The sequence below is a fragment of the Burkholderia sp. MSh2 genome (genome assembly GCF_000731655.1).
GTDB classification, from domain to species: domain Bacteria; phylum Pseudomonadota; class Gammaproteobacteria; order Burkholderiales; family Burkholderiaceae; genus Burkholderia; species Burkholderia paludis.
The window spans coordinates 1-13,467 of sequence record NZ_JPGM01000037.1 but is presented as its reverse complement, the minus strand read 5'-3'; the positions used below and the strand labels follow the sequence as shown (position 1 = coordinate 13,467).

Genomic DNA, 13,467 nt, shown 5'->3' with positions numbered 1-13,467 from the left:
GATTTTCCTGGGTTTAAGGCTAGGAAACAACGTGTCCTGTATCTGACGGCTATATCACATACAAGTCGACGTACTCATCGACCGGCATCGCTTCGAGCTTTGCCTGGTCCAGCGACACGTCGAGAATCGCTTGTTGCTGCTTTGCCGGAAAACGACGGGCAAGGTTGGTCCTGAACTTCTCGACCAGGAGCGGGATGCCTTCCGTGCGCCGCCGCCGATGGCCGAGCGGATACTCGACCGCCACTTCGGCGAGCGTCGAGCCGTCCGTGAACTCGATCGTCAGCGCATTCGCGATCGAGCGCTTGTCCGGATCGTGGTAATCCTTCGTGAACTGCGGATCCTCGACGCAGACGGTTTTCGCGCGCAGCGCGTCGATGCGGGGATCGGCGGCGGCCGATTCTTCGTAGTCGGCCGCGGTCAGCCGGCCGGACAGCAGCGGCACGGCGACCATGTACTGGATGCAATGGTCGCGGTCGGCCGGATTGGCGAGCGGGCCCTGCTTGTCGATGATGCGGATCGCGGCCGCGTGCGTGCGGATCGTGATCCGGCCGATGTCGTCGGTCGTGCGGCCGGCGGCGGCGAGCTGCGCGTGCAGCTGCAGCGCGGCCTCGACGGCCGTTTGCGCGTGGAATTCGGCGGGGAACGCGATCTTGAACAGCACGTTTTCCATCACGTACGTGCCGTAGGGGCGCTGGAAGCGGAACGGCCGCCCGTCGAAGAGCACGTCGTAGAAGCCCCAGGTTTTCGCGGTGAGCGCCGACGGGTAGCCCATTTCACCCGTTTTCGCGATCAGCGCGAGGCGCACCGCGCGGGCGGTCGCGTCGCCGGCCGCCCATGACTTGCGCGAGCCCGTGTTCGGCGCGTGGCGGTAGGTGCGCAGCGCCTGGCCGTCGACGAAGGCGTTGGACACGGCGTTGATCAGCTCGTCGCGGGTGAGCCCGAGCAGCCGGCCGACGACGGCCGTCGACGCGACCTTCACGAGCAGCACGTGGTCGAGCCCGACCGCGTTGAACGAATTCTCGAGCGCGAGGCAGCCCTGGATTTCGTGGGCCTGGATCATCGCGACCAGCACGTCGCGCATCGTGAGCGGCTTCCGGCCGGCCGCGACGGCCGTGCGGGAAAGCCAGTCGGCCGTCGCCAGGATGCCGCCGAGATTGTCGGACGGATGCCCCCATTCGGCGGCGAGCCAGGTGTCGTTGAAGTCCAGCCAGCGGATCATCGCGCCGATGCCGAAGGCGGCCTGGACGGGATCGAGCTGGAAGGACGTGCCGGGCACCTTCGCGCCGTTCGGCACGATCGTGCCGGGCACGACGGGGCCGAGCAGCTTGGTGCAGGCAGGGTAGGAGAGCGCCTCGAGTCCGCAGCCGAGCGTGTCGATCAGGCAATGGCGCGCCGTCTCCAGCGCGGGCGCGCTGTCGATGCCGGCATTCAGCACGTAGTCGACGATGTCGACGAGTACCGTATCCGGAGCAGGGCGGGCGTTGGAGACCGGGGCGGACATCGAGGGGCCGATGGGAACGCGCTTAGTTCGTGGCCGGCTTCAGTTCGTTCGACTGGGTCGGTGCCGGCGTGCCTTGCGCCATTTCCGGCGTCACGCATTCGTCCGCGAGGCGTTCGCCGCCGTTCGCGTCGGAGAACAGCATTGCCTTGGTCGGGATCACGACCAGCTTGAAGCCGGCTGCCGGATCGTAGAACGTGTCCGCGCCCGTGGTCGTGGCCTGACGCGGCAGCTTGTAGTTCTTCTTCGCCCAGTGAACCGTGACGACCTGGTCGCGCTTCATGTCGCCGGCGAGGTCGAACGACAGGCCTTCCTTGCAGGACCACTTGACCGCGCCGTCCGGTACCGGATCGACCTTGGCCGCGGCACGCGCCTGCGCCTTCTTGCTGCGCGGGATGATGCGCTTGGCCGGCGCCGGGCGCTTGGCCGTGGCCTTTTTCGCGGCCGGAGCCGAAGCCTGGGCGAACGCGCTCGGAGCCGAGACCAGCATCGTGGCGGACAAGGCGCCGATGGCGGTGGCGATCAGGAGTTTCTTCATGGATTCAGAACCTTTCGATAATCAGTTGACAAGGGCCGGCAATCCACGCTGCCGGCCGGTTTGAAACTGCACGCGCCCCGAAAGCGCGCAGCGGCCGCTATTTTCACCTATTTGGCCGTGCATTCATCAGGTTTTCGGGCTCCGTTACGTTTTTTGTCGTTTCTCCGGCCACGCCGCGGTTCGCGCCTCGTCGAATGCGCGAAGCTCAGGCGGCGGCCGGCGGCGCGCCGTCCGTCGCGGCCGGGCCGAACAGCGGCGCGGTTTCGGCCGGTACCGGCTGGCCGGCGGCCCGCGCGCGGCGCAGCACCGACCAGTAATAGCGATAGCTCGCGCGATCGTGCAGCGTATCACCGTGGCGTGTCGGGCCCCAGTCGGCGGCCTGCGCGGCCAGCAGGATCTCGGCGGCCAGCGCGACCTCGTCGGCGCGCGGCGCGAATGCGTCGACGATCGGACGGATCTGCGCGGGGTGGATGCTCCACATCCGCGTGAACGCGAATTCGTCGCGCGCGCGGCGCGCATCGCCGGCGGCGACGCTCATGTCGCGCACTTCGGTGGTGACGTTGTGCGACGGCGTCTTGCCGTGCGCATGGCAGGCCGCGGCGATTTCCAGCTTCGCGCGGCGCACGAGCGGGTGGTCGAACTGGCCGGGCGAGCGCATCGCGGAATCGGGAATCGCGCCGTGGTGCGCGGAGACGAAATCCATCAGCCCGAAGCTCAGCGTGCCGACCGTCGGCAGCGCGGCGAGCGCGGCCGCCTGCGCGAGCGCGCCGTGGGTCTCGACCAGCACGTCGACCGGGATCGGCTGCGCGATGCCGAGCTCGCGGCGCGTGCCTTCGATGAAGGCGGTCATTTCGGCCGCGTCGGCGGCGCTGGCGATCTTCGGGAGCGTGACGTAGGCGGGCGCGCGCGCGGCGCGCAGCACGATGCGCACGTCGTCGCGCCAGTGCGGGTGGGAAAAGTCGTGGATCCGGACGCCGACGCGGCCGAAGCGGTTCTCGGCGCTGCCGAGCAGGTCGGCGACGAGCGCCGCGTGCGCGGCTTCCTGGCCGACGGACGCGCCGTCCTCGCAGTCGAGCGTGATGTCGAATACGGGGCCCGTTTCGGCCTGCAGCGCGAGCGACTTGCGCATCAGCTTTTCGCTGCCCGCGTAGTGATCGCAGCAGGGCAGGATCGCGGGCGGGGACGCCCCGTCGTACAGCACTTGTGCAGGAGTGAGCGCGGCCATCTCTTCGACGTCAGGGAAGCGGGTCAACGTGGAGCAAATCGGATTCGGGCGCGTTCTGGGCCGGTGCGCGGCGGGCGCGAGGCGGCAAAACGTGCACGGATCGGATCGGTCGGCAGGGCCGGCGAGGCCGGCCCGGGCCGAAACCGTACGGCCCGCGGGCCGCACGGCAACGTGCAGGATGCTTAGTTCTTCAGCAGGTGGGCGACGCCATCGCGCTCTTCGAGCAGCTCGGCCAGCGTGCCGTCCATCTTCTCGCGCGAGAACGCGTCGATTTCCAGGCCTTCGATGCGCTTGTATTCGCCGTTTTCGCACACGACCGGCACGCCGTAGATGATGTCTTCGGGGATGCCGTACGAGCCGTCCGACGGGATGCCCATCGTGACCCACTTGCCGTTCGTGCCGAGCACCCAGTCACGCACGTGGTCGATCGCCGCGTTGGCCGCCGACGCTGCCGACGACAGGCCGCGCGCTTCGATGATCGCCGCGCCGCGCTTGCCGACGGTCGGGATGAACGTGTCGCGGTTCCACACGTCGTCGTTGATCAGCTTCAGCAGCGATTCGCCTTCGACGGTCGCGAAGCGGAAGTCGGGGTACATCGTCGGCGAGTGGTTGCCCCACACGGCGAGCTTCTCGATCGATGCGACCGGCTTGCCCGACTTGGCCGCGAGCTGCGACAGCGCGCGGTTGTGGTCGAGGCGCAGCATGGCCGTGAAGTTCTTCTTCGGCAGGTCCGGCGCCGACTTCATGGCGATGTACGCGTTCGTGTTGGCCGGGTTGCCGACGACCAGCACCTTCACGTCGCGGCTCGCGACTTCGTTCAGCGCAGCGCCCTGAACCGTGAAGATCTCGGCGTTCGCCGACAGCAGGTCCTTGCGCTCCATGCCCTTCGAGCGCGGACGTGCGCCGACCAGCAGGGCGACGTCGGCATCCTTGAATGCAACCTTCGGATCGTCGGTGATCACGACGCCCGCGAGCAGCGGGAACGCGCAATCGTCGAGTTCCATCACGACGCCTTTGACGGCGGCTTGGGCTTGCGGGAGGTCGAGCAGTTGCAGGATGACCGGCTGGTCCTTGCCGAGCAGGTCGCCGTTCGCGATGCGGAACAGCAGGGAGTAAGCGATTTGACCTGCGGCGCCGGTGACGGCAACACGCTTTGCGGGCTTAGCCATTGAAAATCTCCAGGACGGGTGAAGCGTTGGACGCTAGCGAAAACGCCATTCTATGCGCGTTGTGCGTAACGTTGCATTGAAGCAGGGCGGAGGACTCGCGATGGCAGACGCGGTGAACCTGGAGACGGCCGTGGCACGTAGCCGGGGACGCGCTTTTGCACCCGCGAACCCTTGCTCGACCGGGAGTGTAGGAGCCGTCGCGCGCAAAGTCAAACGGTATCATATGTCTTATATAAGACAGATGTTTTGCGGAAATTGAGTGGACGAAAAAGTGCGGTTTGTGATGAAATGCGCGCCATGACATCGAACCAGGCGAATACCGCGAATCAGACCGGCGCAGGCGGCCCAGGGCAGCCGGGCGCGAGCGATCCCGCGCCGTCGCCTGCGGCCGCGCCGTCGCCGACGTTCAGCCCGTTATACCAGCAGATTAAGTCATTGATCACGCAAAGTCTCGAATCCGGTGAATGGAAGCCGGGCGAGATCATCCCGAGCGAGGTGGAGCTCGCGGCCCGCTACAAGGTCAGCCAGGGCACCGTCCGCAAGGCGATCGACGAGCTGGCCGCCGAAAACCTCGTGGTCCGGCGCCAGGGCAAGGGCACTTTTGTTGCAACGCACAATGAGGATCGCGCGCAGTTCCGCTTCCTGCGTCTGCTGGCCGACGACGGCGCCGAGCACCCGCACGTGAGCCGGCTGCTCGAGTGCCGGCGCCTGCGCGCGCCGGCCGAGATCGCGCGGCAGCTCGACCTGAAGCCGGCCGATCCCGTCGTGCAGGTGCGCCGCCTGCTGGAGTTCGAGCGCGAGGCCACGGTGCTCGACGAGATCTGGCTGCCGGGCGCGATGTTCCGCGGGCTCACGTTCGAGCGGCTGAGCGAGTACAAGGGGCCGCTCTACGCGATGTTCGAGACGGAGTTCGGCACGCGGATGATCCGCGCGACGGAGAAGATCCGGGCGGTGGCGGCGGAGCCGGCGGTGGCCGACCTGCTGCACGTGCCGGCGGGTTTCCCGTTGCTGTCGGTGGAGCGTGTGTCCTATACATACGGAGACCGGCCGGTGGAAGTGCGTCGCGGCTGGTATGTCACAACCGGGTATTACTATCAAAACGACTTGAGCTGACGACGTATCGGTGCAAGCCGTGTGCATTCGCGTTCCCCACGCTCGCGAAGCACGTTTTGGGCCGCCTTTGTTCTTGTTCGCGCAATTATCCAGAGCAGACTTTCGCTGCAGCGCGATATAAAAAGGCGCTAAAATCGCGGATTAGTGTGACAACATAGTAGGGGTCTAGCATGACTGACGCTGTAAGAAAACCGAGACCGGAATATCGGAACATCGGAATCGTCGACATCACGATGAATTACCGCCTCCCGCCGGCGGCGATATTGTCGATTCTCCATCGAGTCAGCGGCGCGCTGCTGTTCCTGTTCCTGCCGTTCCTGCTGTTCCTCTTCGACCAGAGCCTCACCTCCGAGCTCAGCTTCGAAGTCTTCAAGGCATTCCTCTCCAACATCGTCGTCAAGCTGGTCGTCCTCGCGCTGTCCTGGGCCTTCCTCCACCATTTCTGCGCCGGCATTCGCCACCTGCTGATGGACGTCAATCACGACGCCGTCACCAAGGAAGGCGGCAAGCGCACGGCCGTCGTCGTGTTTGCCATCTCGATCGCGCTGACGATCGTCGTTGCGCTCAAACTGTTCGGAGCATTCTAAGAAAATGGCCACCAACAACCGAATCGGCTCGAAGCGCCTCGTCGTCGGCGCGCACTACGGCCTGCGCGACTGGCTCGCGCAACGCGTCACCGGCACGATCATGGCCGTCTACACGATCATCCTGCTTGCCCTGTTCTTCGGCGCACGCGACTTCTCCTACGAAGGCTGGGCATCGATCTTCGCGGCGCAATGGATGAAGCTTGCAACCTTCGTGACGCTGCTTTCCCTCTTCTACCACGCATGGGTCGGCGTGCGCGACATCTGGATGGACTACGTGAAGCCCGTCGGTGTGCGCCTGCTGCTGCAATCGCTGACCATCGTCTGGCTGCTCGCATGTGCGGGCTACGCTGCGCAGATTCTCTGGAGAGTGTAAAGAATGGCTGCAATCAAAACTTCCCTTCCGCGTCGCAAGTTTGACGTGGTGATCGTCGGCGCGGGCGGCTCCGGCTTGCGCGCAGCGCTGCAACTGTCGCGCGCGGGCCTGTCGGTCGGCGTGCTGTCGAAGGTGTTCCCGACCCGCTCGCATACGGTGGCCGCGCAGGGCGGCATCGGTGCGTCGCTCGGCAACATGAGCGAAGACAACTGGCACTTCCACTTCTACGACACGATCAAGGGTTCCGACTGGCTCGGCGACCAGGACGCGATCGAGTTCATGTGCCGTGAAGCGCCGAACGTCGTGTACGAACTCGAGCACTTCGGCATGCCGTTCGACCGCAACGCGGACGGCACGATCTACCAGCGCCCGTTCGGCGGCCACACCGCGAACTACGGCGAGAAGCCGGTGCAACGCGCCTGCGCGGCCGCCGACCGTACCGGTCACGCGCTGCTGCACACGCTGTACCAGCAGAACGTCGAGGCGAAGACGCAATTCTTCGTCGAATGGATGGCGCTCGACCTGATCCGCGACGCGGAAGGCGACGTGCTTGGCGTGACGGCCCTCGAGATGGAGACGGGCGACGTCTACATCATGGAAGGCAAGACGACGCTGTTCGCGACGGGCGGCGCAGGCCGGATCTTCGCGGCATCGACCAACGCGTTCATCAACACCGGCGACGGCCTCGGCATGGCCGCCCGCTCGGGTATCGCGCTGCAGGACATGGAGTTCTGGCAGTTCCACCCGACCGGCGTGGCCGGCGCGGGCGTGCTGATCACCGAAGGCGTGCGCGGCGAAGGCGGCATCCTGCGCAACTCGAACGGCGAGCGCTTCATGGAGCGCTATGCGCCGACGCTGAAGGATCTGGCGCCGCGCGACTTCGTGTCCCGTTCGATGGACCAGGAAATCAAGGAAGGCCGCGGCGTCGGTCCGAACAAGGACCACGTGCTGCTGGACCTGTCGCACATCGGCGCCGAGACGATCATGAAGCGTCTGCCGTCGATCCGCGAAATCGCGCTGAAGTTCGCGAACGTCGACGCGATCAAGGAACCGATTCCGGTCGTCCCGACGATCCACTACCAGATGGGCGGCATCCCGACCAACATCCACGGTCAGGTCGTCGGCACGTCGCGCGGCCACAAGGATCCGGTCAACGGCTTCTACGCAGTGGGCGAGTGCTCGTGCGTGTCCGTGCACGGCGCGAACCGCCTCGGCACGAACTCGCTGCTGGACCTCGTGGTGTTCGGCCGTGCGGCCGGCAACCACATCGTCGAGCACGTGAAGAACCAGAAGGATCACAAGCCGCTGCCGGCCGACGCAGGCGAATTCTCGCTGGCGCGCCTGGCGAAGCTCGACAAGTCGACGTCGGGTGAATACACGCAGGACGTCGCGAACGACATCCGCTCGACGATGCAGAAGCACGCGGGCGTGTTCCGTACGTCGGAACTGCTGAAGGAAGGCGTCGACCAGATGGCCGGCCTGAAGGCGCGCGTGGAAAACATCCACCTGAAGGACAAGTCGAAGGTGTTCAACACCGCGCGCGTCGAAGCGCTCGAGCTGGAGAACCTGATCGAAGTCGCCCGCGCGACGATGGTGTCGGCGGAAGCGCGCAAGGAAAGCCGCGGCGCGCACGCGCACAGCGACTACGAACACCGCGACGACGACAACTGGCTGCGCCACACGCTGTGGTACAGCGAAGGCGATCGCCTCGACTACAAGCCGGTTCAAATGAAGCCGCTGACGGTCGAATCCGTGCCGCCGAAGCCGCGCACGTTCTAAGCCGAGTCCAAAGGAATCCGAAATGGCAAAACGCATTTTTGAAGTCTACCGCTACGATCCGGACAAGGACGCAGCGCCGCGCATGCAGACGTACGAACTCGAGATCCAGCATGAACGCATGCTGCTCGACGCACTGGTCAAGCTGAAGGCCCTGGACGAGACGCTGTCGTTCCGTCGTTCGTGCCGTGAAGGCGTGTGCGGCTCGGACGCGATGAACATCAACGGCAAGAACGGTCTGGCCTGCCTGACCAACCTGAACGACCTGCCGCAGAAGATCGTGCTGCGTCCGCTGCCGGGCCTGCCCGTCGTGCGCGACCTGATCGTCGACATGACGCACTTCTTCAACCAGTATCACTCGATCAAGCCGTACCTGATCAACGACGCGCCGCCGCCGGAGAAGGAACGCCTCCAGTCGCCGGAAGAACGCGACGAGCTCGACGGCGTGTACGAGTGCATTCTGTGCGCGAGCTGCTCGACGTCGTGCCCGAGCTTCTGGTGGAACCCGGACAAGTTCGTCGGCCCGGCCGGCCTGCTGCAGGCTTACCGCTTCATCGCGGACAGCCGCGACACGGCGACCGGCGAGCGTCTCGACAACCTGGAAGATCCGTACCGTCTGTTCCGTTGCCACACGATCATGAACTGCGTCGACGTTTGCCCGAAGGGCCTGAACCCGACGAAGGCGATCGGCAAGATCAAGGAACTGATGGTTCGCCGCGCGGTTTAAGGTCGAGATGAGCGACGATTCGCATCAATCCGACCCGCACCGTCGCGCGCGCCTTCGCTGGCGCGCGCGGCGGGGTCTGCTGGAGAACGACATCATTTTCGAGCGTTTCTTCGGCAGATACGAGCATGACCTCACCGATGCAGACGTAGGCGCGTTGTCGCGCCTGCTCGATCTGAGCGACAACGACCTGATGGACTTGCTCCTCGCGCGCAAGGAACCAGAAGGCGACCTAGACAGCCCGGATATTCACCGGCTGTTGGAGATGCTGCGCAACGTGTAACGCGTTACGCCCGTTATCGAATCCCGTTTCTTTATTTCGATTGAGGATGTGCCATGACTCCGTCTGATGTTAAAGCCACGCTATCGTTCAGCGACAACTCGCCGAGCGTCGAACTGCCGATCTACAAGGGCACGATGGGCCCGGACGTAATCGACATCCGCAAGCTGTACGGTCAGACCGGCAAGTTCACGTACGACCCGGGCTTCATGTCGACGGCAGCTTGCAATTCGGCGATCACGTACATCGACGGCGACAAGGGCGAGCTGCTGTACCGCGGCTACCCGATCGACAACCTCGCGCAGAACGCGGACTTCCTCGAAAGCTGCTACCTGCTGCTGAAGGGCGAGCTGCCGAACGCGGCGCAGAAGAAGGAATTCGTCGACACCGTCACGAAGCACACGATGGTGCACGAGCAGATGCACTTCTTCTTCCGTGGCTTCCGCCGCGACGCACACCCGATGGCGATCCTGGTCGCCGCAGTCGGCGCGCTGTCGGCGTTCTACCACGACTCGCTCGACATCAACGATCCGCGTCACCGTGAAGTGTCGGCGATCCGCATGATCGCGAAGCTGCCGACGCTCGTCGCGATGGCGTACAAGTACAGCATCGGCCAGCCGTTCGTGTATCCGAAGAACTCGCTGTCGTACAGCGCGAACTTCATGCACATGATGTTCTCGAACCCGTGCGAAGAGTACAAGGTCAACGACGTGCTGGTTCGCGCACTCGACCGCATCCTGATCCTGCACGCCGACCACGAGCAGAACGCATCGACGTCGACCGTCCGTTTGGCCGGCTCGTCGGGCGCGAACCCGTTCGCATGTATCGCGGCCGGTATCGCCTGTTTGTGGGGCCCGGCGCACGGCGGTGCGAACGAAGCCGCGCTGAACATGCTCGAGCAGATCGGTTCGCCGGACAACATCCCCGAATTCATCAAGCAGGTGAAGGACAAGAATTCGGGCGTGAAGCTGATGGGCTTCGGCCACCGCGTGTACAAGAACTACGACCCGCGTGCGAAGCTGATGCGCGAGACGTGCTACGAAGTGCTGAACGAACTGGGCCTGCACGACGACCCGCTGTTCAAGCTCGCGATGCAGCTCGAGAAGATCGCGCTGGAAGACGAATACTTCGTGTCGCGCAAGCTGTACCCGAACGTCGACTTCTACTCGGGCATCGTCCAGCGCGCGCTGGGCATCCCGACGTCGATGTTCACGTGTATCTTCGCGATGGCACGTACGGTCGGCTGGATCGCACAGTGGAACGAAATGATCGGCGATCCGGAACAGAAGATCGGCCGTCCGCGTCAGCTGTTCATCGGCGATACGCCGCGCGAAGCGAAGCCGCTCAACGCACGTTAAGCCGTGCGCGGCGCGAACGGCCGGCAGGCCGCTCGCGCCGGGTGGAACGCAACGCCACGACACCCCGACGGGTCACCCCGTCGGGGTGTTTTCATTTGCGCGCCGGATCGGCGCGGCGCTCCAGCGACGGCGGGCGGGTGTCGAGCGCCGGCGCGTCGTCGTCGGGCGCGCGGCCGTGCCGCGCGAAAAACTGCCGGTATGCGCGAGGCGTCATCCCGCGCGCGGCGAGGAACTGGCGGTTGAAGTTCGCGGGATTCGGGATGCCGCAGCGCGCGGCCACCGTCGCGATCGGCCAGTCGGTGCCGACGAGGTGACGGCACGCGTGCGCGAGCCGCAGCCGCTGCACGTAGCGGCCGACGCTTTCGCCGAGATGCCGGACGAACAGGCGCTGCAGCGTGCGTTCGGACAGGTGCGCGGCAGCGGCGAGCGCGTCGATGCGCAGCGGCTCGTGGAAGTGCCGGTCGATCGCGTCGAGCACGCGGTCCAGGCGTTCGGCTTCGGGCGCCGTCGCGTCGGCGTGCGGCGGCGCGCCGTCGGCGCTCTCTCGGGCGTACGCGGTGGCGAGCGGCTCGCCGCCGGCTTCCGCGAGACCGGCGAGCGTGTCGAGCGCGGCCGCGAGCCGCGCGCGCGGCGACGGATCGAGCAGTCGCGGCAGCGCCGCGCGCATCGCGCGGGCGGCATCCGCGTCGAAGCGCAGGCCGGGCGCGGCCCGGCGCAATAGCGAGCGCAACGGCGCGTATTCGGGGCAGCAATCGGCGAGCCGGCGCACCCAGTCGCCGTCGAACCAGATGACGACCGCGACTTCGGGTGCGTCGCGATCGATGCGCGCATTCGACGACCAGGTATGCGGCAGGTTGGGCGGCACCAGCACCAGGTCGTCGTCCGCGTAGCGCGCGACATGATCGCCGATGAAGCGCCGGCCGCGGCTGTTGAGCGTCAGCGTCAGTTCGTACTCGGGGTGGCGATGCCATTCGAACGGAATGCGCGCGAGCTGCCGGTGATACACGCGGATCGAACAGCCGGGGGCGAACGTCACGTGCTCGTACTGCGGTTTCATCGCGGCCTCCGGGCAAGGTCGGGCATCGAGCCGTGGCATGATCGTGAGCACTCTTCACGACGGAGCGATGCGATGTTTTCACATGTCTGCGTGGGCGTGAGCGATACGGCGCGCGCCTACTATTTCTACGCGCCGCTGTTCACCGAACTCGGGCTGCGCCTGAAGTTTCGCGAGCCGGACGGCTGGTCGGGCTGGATGCCGGCCGACGCGGATCGCCCGCTGTTCTTCTTCGGCCTGCCGCTCGACGGCCGCGCACCCGAACCGGGCAACGGCCACACGATCGCGTTCGTCGCGCCGACACGCGCGCACGTCGATCGCTGCCATGCGCTTGCGCTGCGCCACGGCGGCGCCTGCGAAGGGCCGCCCGGCCTGCGGCCGGACTATCACCGCGACTACTACGGCGCGTATTTCCGCGACCCGGACGGCAACAAGCTCTGCGTGGTCTGCCATCGTCCCGAGTGACGCACGGTTGTCAGGATTGTATCGATAGTTGGCGGGATAGAGGTGATCGCCGCGAAGCGCCGGCCGTACGCTGGCTGCACGTCGCGACCCATGCCGGCGAGGAGACCCCGATGCAACTGACGATTGACGATCTGCCTGCCGCGATCCGCGCGGCGAAACGGGCGCTGCGCGCCGGCCTGCCGGGTTACGCGGCCACGTTCCGCGAACTGGAGGGCGACATCGCGCGGCAGGTCGACGCGATCCGCCGCGCGCATGCGCATGGCCATGACGCGATTCCGGTGGTGCCGTTCGCGGATCTCGCCGGCGGCGCCGTCGCGCCGCACGCGATCGATGCGATCCGCACCCGGGGCGCGGTCGTGATCCGCGGCGTGTTCGATGCGCGGCAGGCGCGCGACTGGAACGACGAGATCGGCGCCTATCTGGACGCGAACCGCTTTGCCGAGCGGTTGCATGCACGCGCGGAGGATCGCTATTTCGGCAACCTCGCGTCGGGCAAGCCGCAGATCTACGGCGTCTACTGGTCACGGCCGCAGGTGGCCGCACGCCAGTCGCCGGCCCTGACGCAGGCGCGCGTGTTCCTGAACCGGCTGTGGCGGCACGCGGACGGCGCGCGCACGCACTTCGATCCCGAGCGGGTGCCCGCCTATGCGGACCGGATTCGCCGCCGGCCGCCCGGTTCGGCGTCGCTCGGGCTGTCGCCGCATGTCGACGGCGGGTCGGTCGAACGCTGGCTCGGCGCGAACTTCCGGCAGGTCTACCGTCACGTGCTGGCGGGCCGCTGGCGCGACTACGATCCGTTTGACGCCGCGTTCCGTCCGGAGGCCGAGGAGATCCCGTCGCCGGCCGTGTGTTCGATGTTCCGCACGTTCCAGGGCTGGACCGCGCTGACGCCGCAGGGGCCCGGCGACGGCACGCTGCAGTTGATTCCGGTCGCGAACGCGATGGCCTATGTCGTGCTGCGCGCGTTGCAGGACGATGTCGCGGACGACGATCTGTGCGGCGCGCGCCCGGGCCGCGCGCTGTCGATCCGGCCCGAATGGCACGCGCTGCTGCTCGACGCGCTGGTGCCGATCCCGCACATGGAGCCGGGCGACGCGGTGTTCTGGCACGGCGACGTCGTGCACGCGGTGGAGGACGCGCACGGCGGCACGCACGACAGCAACGTGATGTACATCGCCGCCGCGCCCGGATGCGCGAAGAACGACGCGTACCTGCGACGCCAGCGGGACGCGTTCCTGCGCGGCGAGAGCCCGCCGGATTTCCCGGCCGATCATTTCGAGGCCGGATTCGACGGGCGGGGCGGGGAG

14 protein-coding genes are annotated in these 13,467 nt (G+C 66.3%); 9 read left to right on the top strand and 5 right to left on the bottom strand.

Annotation, left to right across the window (positions count from 1 at the left end; all coding sequences use genetic code 11):
• Positions 1-49 precede the first annotated feature (49 nt).
• The 4 genes from GQ57_RS23320 to GQ57_RS23305 all read right to left on the bottom strand — a co-directional run bounded on the left by GQ57_RS23320 (position 50) and on the right by GQ57_RS23305 (position 4,430).
• On the bottom strand, positions 50-1,501 hold the full coding sequence (locus tag GQ57_RS23320; protein WP_034199137.1) for a bifunctional 2-methylcitrate dehydratase/aconitate hydratase: 1,452 nt from the start codon (positions 1,499-1,501) through the stop codon (positions 50-52).
• Between the two features lie 22 nt (positions 1,502-1,523).
• Entirely contained in the window at positions 1,524-2,036 is a 513-nt protein-coding gene (locus GQ57_RS23315; protein WP_031400662.1) for a hypothetical protein, read from the bottom strand.
• A 205-nt stretch (positions 2,037-2,241) separates the two neighbouring features.
• The gene (locus GQ57_RS23310) at positions 2,242-3,261 is read right to left on the bottom strand and encodes an HpcH/HpaI aldolase/citrate lyase family protein (protein WP_031400663.1); all 1,020 of its coding nucleotides are present in this window, start codon (positions 3,259-3,261) and stop codon (positions 2,242-2,244) included.
• Positions 3,262-3,443: 182 nt separating this feature from the next.
• A complete protein-coding gene (locus GQ57_RS23305; RefSeq protein WP_014899969.1) occupies positions 3,444-4,430 on the bottom strand; it encodes a malate dehydrogenase in 987 nt (328 codons plus the stop codon).
• 288 nt (positions 4,431-4,718) lie between these two features.
• Here GQ57_RS23305 and GQ57_RS23300 point away from each other — a divergent pair, with 288 nt between their 5' ends.
• The 7 genes from GQ57_RS23300 (at position 4,719) to gltA (ending at position 10,641) form a co-directional block, all read left to right on the top strand.
• The gene (locus GQ57_RS23300) at positions 4,719-5,543 is read left to right on the top strand and encodes a GntR family transcriptional regulator (RefSeq protein WP_034199136.1); all 825 of its coding nucleotides are present in this window, start codon (positions 4,719-4,721) and stop codon (positions 5,541-5,543) included.
• Between the two features lie 170 nt (positions 5,544-5,713).
• Positions 5,714-6,130 carry a succinate dehydrogenase, cytochrome b556 subunit gene (gene sdhC / locus GQ57_RS23295; RefSeq protein ID WP_031400665.1) on the top strand — a complete coding sequence of 139 codons (417 nt, stop codon included), beginning with the start codon at positions 5,714-5,716 and terminating at the stop codon, positions 6,128-6,130.
• 4 nt (positions 6,131-6,134) lie between these two features.
• On the top strand, positions 6,135-6,503 hold the full coding sequence (gene sdhD / locus GQ57_RS23290; protein WP_031400666.1) for a succinate dehydrogenase, hydrophobic membrane anchor protein: 369 nt from the start codon (positions 6,135-6,137) through the stop codon (positions 6,501-6,503).
• A 3-nt stretch (positions 6,504-6,506) separates the two neighbouring features.
• The gene (gene sdhA, locus GQ57_RS23285; RefSeq protein WP_031400667.1) at positions 6,507-8,282 is read left to right on the top strand and encodes a succinate dehydrogenase flavoprotein subunit; all 1,776 of its coding nucleotides are present in this window, start codon (positions 6,507-6,509) and stop codon (positions 8,280-8,282) included.
• A gap of 22 nt (positions 8,283-8,304) precedes the next feature.
• Positions 8,305-9,006, top strand: a complete 702-nt coding sequence (locus GQ57_RS23280; protein WP_006479352.1) for a succinate dehydrogenase iron-sulfur subunit — start codon at positions 8,305-8,307, stop codon at positions 9,004-9,006.
• A gap of 7 nt (positions 9,007-9,013) precedes the next feature.
• Positions 9,014-9,286 (top strand): FAD assembly factor SdhE, encoded by a 273-nt coding sequence (locus tag GQ57_RS23275; RefSeq protein ID WP_031400668.1) that lies wholly within the window; start codon positions 9,014-9,016, stop codon positions 9,284-9,286.
• 53 nt (positions 9,287-9,339) lie between these two features.
• Entirely contained in the window at positions 9,340-10,641 is a 1,302-nt protein-coding gene (gene gltA, locus GQ57_RS23270; RefSeq protein WP_011355741.1) for a citrate synthase, read from the top strand.
• Between the two features lie 91 nt (positions 10,642-10,732).
• Here the strand turns inward: gltA and GQ57_RS23265 are convergent, their stop codons facing one another.
• Positions 10,733-11,698 carry a helix-turn-helix domain-containing protein gene (locus tag GQ57_RS23265; RefSeq protein ID WP_031400669.1) on the bottom strand — a complete coding sequence of 322 codons (966 nt, stop codon included), beginning with the start codon at positions 11,696-11,698 and terminating at the stop codon, positions 10,733-10,735.
• A 72-nt stretch (positions 11,699-11,770) separates the two neighbouring features.
• Between GQ57_RS23265 and GQ57_RS23260 the strand changes: the two genes are divergently transcribed.
• Complete coding sequence (locus GQ57_RS23260; protein WP_034199135.1) at positions 11,771-12,160, top strand: VOC family protein; 390 nt, start codon at positions 11,771-11,773, stop codon at positions 12,158-12,160.
• Positions 12,161-12,270: 110 nt separating this feature from the next.
• On the top strand, positions 12,271-13,467 hold a 1,197-nt coding region (locus GQ57_RS23255; protein ID WP_031400671.1), incomplete at its 3' end, for a DUF1479 domain-containing protein.

Bases quoted from the DNA above. Each gene is read 5' to 3' on its own strand.
- GQ57_RS23320 (WP_034199137.1), bottom strand. From the start codon at position 1,501: ATGTCCGCCCCGGTCTCCAACGCCCGCCCTGCTCCGGATACGGTACTC.
- GQ57_RS23315 (WP_031400662.1), bottom strand. From the start codon at position 2,036: ATGAAGAAACTCCTGATCGCCACCGCCATCGGCGCCTTGTCCGCCACG.
- GQ57_RS23310 (WP_031400663.1), bottom strand. From the start codon at position 3,261: ATGGCCGCGCTCACTCCTGCACAAGTGCTGTACGACGGGGCGTCCCCG.
- GQ57_RS23305 (WP_014899969.1), bottom strand. From the start codon at position 4,430: ATGGCTAAGCCCGCAAAGCGTGTTGCCGTCACCGGCGCCGCAGGTCAA.
- GQ57_RS23300 (WP_034199136.1), top strand. From the start codon at position 4,719: ATGCGCGCCATGACATCGAACCAGGCGAATACCGCGAATCAGACCGGC.
- sdhC (WP_031400665.1), top strand. From the start codon at position 5,714: ATGACTGACGCTGTAAGAAAACCGAGACCGGAATATCGGAACATCGGA.
- sdhD (WP_031400666.1), top strand. From the start codon at position 6,135: ATGGCCACCAACAACCGAATCGGCTCGAAGCGCCTCGTCGTCGGCGCG.
- sdhA (WP_031400667.1), top strand. From the start codon at position 6,507: ATGGCTGCAATCAAAACTTCCCTTCCGCGTCGCAAGTTTGACGTGGTG.
- GQ57_RS23280 (WP_006479352.1), top strand. From the start codon at position 8,305: ATGGCAAAACGCATTTTTGAAGTCTACCGCTACGATCCGGACAAGGAC.
- GQ57_RS23275 (WP_031400668.1), top strand. From the start codon at position 9,014: ATGAGCGACGATTCGCATCAATCCGACCCGCACCGTCGCGCGCGCCTT.
- gltA (WP_011355741.1), top strand. From the start codon at position 9,340: ATGACTCCGTCTGATGTTAAAGCCACGCTATCGTTCAGCGACAACTCG.
- GQ57_RS23265 (WP_031400669.1), bottom strand. From the start codon at position 11,698: ATGAAACCGCAGTACGAGCACGTGACGTTCGCCCCCGGCTGTTCGATC.
- GQ57_RS23260 (WP_034199135.1), top strand. From the start codon at position 11,771: ATGTTTTCACATGTCTGCGTGGGCGTGAGCGATACGGCGCGCGCCTAC.